Below are 3,626 nucleotides of genomic sequence, written 5' to 3'. Positions count from 1 at the left end.
GTTCACCGCGGCCCCCCCCCCGCCGGGCCGCCGAGGCACCCCACCCCCCGCCCCGCCCCCCTCCCACGGCCCGTTGCGCCGCCTCACCGGCACACCAGGTGCCCGATCTCGCCGGCGAAACCGCCGCTGGACACCGGCCGCCCGTCGAGCACCAGCGCCGCCGCGATACCCGTGCCCACCGGGACGAACAGCGCATTGCGTGCTCCCCGGGCAGCACCCATCCGAGCCTCCGCGAGCCCGCCCGCCCGCACGTCCTGGCCGAACGCGAGCGGCATCGCCAGCCGCGCATCGAGCACGGCGCGCAGTGGCAGGCCCTGCCACCCCAGATTGGCCGACAGGACGGCCATGCCTGTGTCTTCGTCGACGATCCCGGGCACGACGACTCCCGCGGCCGCCACCGCTTCACCGCCGAGCTCCGCGAGTTCCTCAGCGAACGCGGCGACCGCGTCGACCACGGCATCGGGCCCCCCGGCCCTCGGCGTGGGGCGGGTCTGTTCGTGTACCACCCGTGTCGCTGCATCGACGACAGCGCCTTTCATCCGGGTGCCCCCCACATCGATCGCCAGCACGAGTTCAGGTGCGATTGCCATAGGAGTCCAGTCCGATCAGCCGCTGAGGATCGCCGAGCGGGTCAGGTGCCGCGGACGGTCGGGGTCCAGGCCCCGCGCAGCGGCCCTCTCGACCGTGACCCGCATGTGGTCGCCGGAACGGTCGATGGGCATCTCGGACGCGGCGAATGTGTCTGTCTCGCTCCGCCCCGCGGCTTCGCGCAGTACGGCGTGGTGCTCGGCGACCGGTGTCGATGCGCGCTGCCAACACTCGGGCTGACCGGCGATCTCCTCGCTGACGTGGGTCATCTCTACCGTTTCTCCCGTTCCTGTCATGGCTAGAACTTCAAGCCGCCGGCTCATGGCTAGAACTTCAGGCCGCCGGCGGTGATCCCGGATTTCCACTGGTCCTGCAGCAACAGGAACAGCATGAGCAGGGGGAGCATCGACACGAACGCACCCACCACGACCAGGTGTTGCAGCTGAGGCTCGGTGAGGCCGCTCTGGTTCCAGCTGTTCAGACCGAGCGTCAGTGGGTACAGGTGCTCGTCGTAGAGCAGGATCAGGGGGAGGAAGAAGTTGTTCCAGATGTTGATGAAGGCGAACAGGAAGACCATCAAGACGCCCGGCAGTATCAGGCGAAGACCGACCTTCAGGAACAGCCGGAACTCGCCGGCGCCGTCGACGCGACCGGCCTCTAGCAGTTCGGTGGGGATGGAGCTCTCGGTGTACACCCGAGCGAGATAGACCCCGAACGGAAGCACCAGGACCGGAAGCAGCACGCCCCAGTAGGTGTCCACCAGGCCCAGTTTCCGCTCCAGCTGAAAGACGGGCAGCGCCAGTACCGTGTTCGGCACCAGAATGCTGGCGATGATGATTGCGAAAATGGGCTTCTTGCCCCGGAAGTCATACACCGCGAGGGCGTAGCCGGCCAGCGCGCAAATGAAGGCGCACGCGAGGGCACCACCGCCGGTGTAGAGGACCGAGTTGAGCATCCAGCGCCAGAAGATCCCGCCGTTGTACTCGCTCAGTGCGACGAGGTTGTCCCACAGGTGGAACTTGCCGGGCAGAAGCCCCGAGGTGCCGTAGAGATCCGACTGGCTCTTCGCCGCGGCCAAGGACAACCAGTAGATGGGCAGGAGGAAGTACGCCGCGATGCTGAGCAGCAGCACCGTTGTCAGGCCCCACCACAGTCCCCTTCGGGGGCGCTGCTTCAACGGGCGAGCGGGGGCGTGGGAGCGCGGTGCCCGCCCCGTGGCGAGTTGACGCGTGCCGGTCACTGGGAGCTCCTTCGCTGGGCAAAGGTGAGAAATCCGAAGGAGAGGACGAACATGACCGCGGCCAGGACGATGGCAGTCGCGGCGGCGAGTTGCGGGTTCTGCTGCGCGATGGCGATCGTCTGGATCGTCATGTTCGGTGTGTAGGTGCTGGAGATGGTCGGCGTCAGGTTCCGCAGGATGGTGGGCTCGGTGAAGATCTGGAGCGTTCCGATGATCGAGATGACGGTGGTCATGACGAGCGCCGGCCGCAGCTGGGGAATCTTGATCGACCAGGCGATCCGGAACTCTCCGGCGCCGTCCAGGCGGGCCGCCTCGTAGGCGTCGCGCGGCAGGCCGCGCAGCGCTGTGTAGAGGATCGTCATGTTGATGCCGATGTAGGCCCAGGTCACGACGTTGCCCATCGACCACAGCACAACCGACTCACCGAAGAAGCTGGTTGGACCGCCCATCGTCTCGACGGCATTGCTCAGCGGGCTCGTCTGCGGCGTGTAGAGGAATCCCCACGCGAGTGTGCCGATCACGACCGGGACCGCGTAGGGCAGCAGGTAGACCGTGCGCAGTACGGAATAGAAGCGGGATTCGATGGCGTCGAAGACCAGCGCAAGGGCCAGGGCGACGCCGAGCATGATCGGCACCTGCACCAGCCCGAACCCGATCATCCGCAGCACGCCGGAGAACAGCTCGGGGGAGGCCAGCGCGGTCGCGTAGTTCTCAAGCCCGATGAAGCGCAGCGTCCCCCCACCCAGGCCCAGCCCGGAGCGGCCAACGGTGAACAGGCTGTCATACGCGGCGAGGGCGATCGGCAGGATGGTGAAAACGATGAACAGCGCCAGGAACGGGGCAAGGAACAGGTACGCCACACGGTTGGCACGGCGCCGGCGATCTGTGGCGGACCGGGATCTTTTCGCAGCAGGTTCCAGTGCGACGGTCATGCCCTTGCCTCCTGGCTCGGCCGTATTACTGACGCGATGCGGGGGCACAGTGTGGGTTCTGCGCGATAACTAGCCATCGGACTTCTCCCGTTCTCCTTCTCGTGCTTCTTCTCGGCGTCCGTCGGGCTTGCCGCCGGCGCTCGGGCCCCCTGCGCCGGGGACGGTCACGGCGAGTCCTCTCGCCTTCAGCAGTTCGACGGTTGCGGACTGCACCTCCGTCATCAGCTGGCGAAGGCCTTGGCGGCCGGCGACCACCTCGGCCAGACCGTCGTTGAACTTCGCGTAGGACTGCGCCATGCCCGGCCCGTAGGACCACCTGGTCGACAGCCTGCTTGCCGCGTCGACGAAGAGCCGGTTGACCTGCTTGTTCCCGAAGTACTCGACGCCGGGCGCGACGGCCGCCTGATCCAGGCCTGCCGTGGCGGCAGGCAGTACTCCGGACGAATTGATGAGGATCTCCAGGCTGTCCGGGTGGGTGTTCAGCCAGAGAGCGAACTCCGCAGCCTCGCGTGGGTGGTCCGATGAGGAGGAGACGATGTTGGCGCTGCCTCCGGTGTCGCCGGTCACGTCCGAGCCGCCCCAGGTGGGGATCGGCGCCACGGCCCACTGGCCGGACTGGCCGGCGACGTTCGTCGCAAGGACCTCGGAGAACCACGAGGCGTGCGGGATGGCGAGGATCTCGTCCCGCTGGATGGCGTTCCAGGCGGCCGGGCTGTAGGCCTGTAGCGGTGCCACGAGATCGTCGTCGAGGAGTGATTGCCAGTATGTGGCCACGCGTTGCGACGGTGGGGTGTCAATGGAGACGACCCACGACTGACCCTTGATCCCGGACCACTGGCTGCCGGACTGCCACAGCAGGCCCTGCC

5 protein-coding genes are annotated in these 3,626 nt (G+C 67.3%); all 5 read right to left on the bottom strand.

Annotation, left to right across the window (positions count from 1 at the left end; all coding sequences use genetic code 11):
• Window positions 1-83 precede the first annotated feature (83 nt).
• Window positions 84-590 carry an ROK family protein gene (locus AB0I10_RS40735; RefSeq protein ID WP_363157787.1) on the bottom strand — a complete coding sequence of 169 codons (507 nt, stop codon included), beginning with the start codon at window positions 588-590 and terminating at the stop codon, window positions 84-86.
• Between the two features lie 15 nt (window positions 591-605).
• Window positions 606-857 (bottom strand): hypothetical protein, encoded by a 252-nt coding sequence (locus AB0I10_RS40730; RefSeq protein WP_363157786.1) that lies wholly within the window; start codon window positions 855-857, stop codon window positions 606-608.
• Between the two features lie 56 nt (window positions 858-913).
• Window positions 914-1,828 carry a carbohydrate ABC transporter permease gene (locus AB0I10_RS40725; RefSeq protein ID WP_363157785.1) on the bottom strand — a complete coding sequence of 305 codons (915 nt, stop codon included), beginning with the start codon at window positions 1,826-1,828 and terminating at the stop codon, window positions 914-916.
• On the bottom strand, window positions 1,825-2,760 hold the full coding sequence (locus tag AB0I10_RS40720) for a sugar ABC transporter permease (RefSeq protein WP_363157784.1): 936 nt from the start codon (window positions 2,758-2,760) through the stop codon (window positions 1,825-1,827). The genes AB0I10_RS40725 and AB0I10_RS40720 overlap by 4 nt, the downstream gene beginning before the upstream one ends.
• 69 nt (window positions 2,761-2,829) lie before the next feature.
• A partial coding sequence (locus AB0I10_RS40715) for an extracellular solute-binding protein (protein ID WP_363157783.1) occupies window positions 2,830-3,626 on the bottom strand: 797 nt, incomplete at its 5' end.

Source organism: Streptomyces sp. NPDC050636 (assembly GCF_040654775.1).
Classification (GTDB): domain Bacteria; phylum Actinomycetota; class Actinomycetes; order Streptomycetales; family Streptomycetaceae; genus Streptomyces.
The sequence above is the reverse complement of the archived record's forward strand: the minus strand, read 5'-3'. Positions and strand labels throughout refer to the sequence as shown.

Bases quoted from the DNA above. Each gene is read 5' to 3' on its own strand.
- AB0I10_RS40730 (WP_363157786.1), bottom strand. From the start codon at position 857: ATGACCCACGTCAGCGAGGAGATCGCCGGTCAGCCCGAGTGTTGGCAG.
- AB0I10_RS40720 (WP_363157784.1), bottom strand. From the start codon at position 2,760: ATGACCGTCGCACTGGAACCTGCTGCGAAAAGATCCCGGTCCGCCACA.
- AB0I10_RS40735 (WP_363157787.1), bottom strand. From the start codon at position 590: ATGGCAATCGCACCTGAACTCGTGCTGGCGATCGATGTGGGGGGCACC.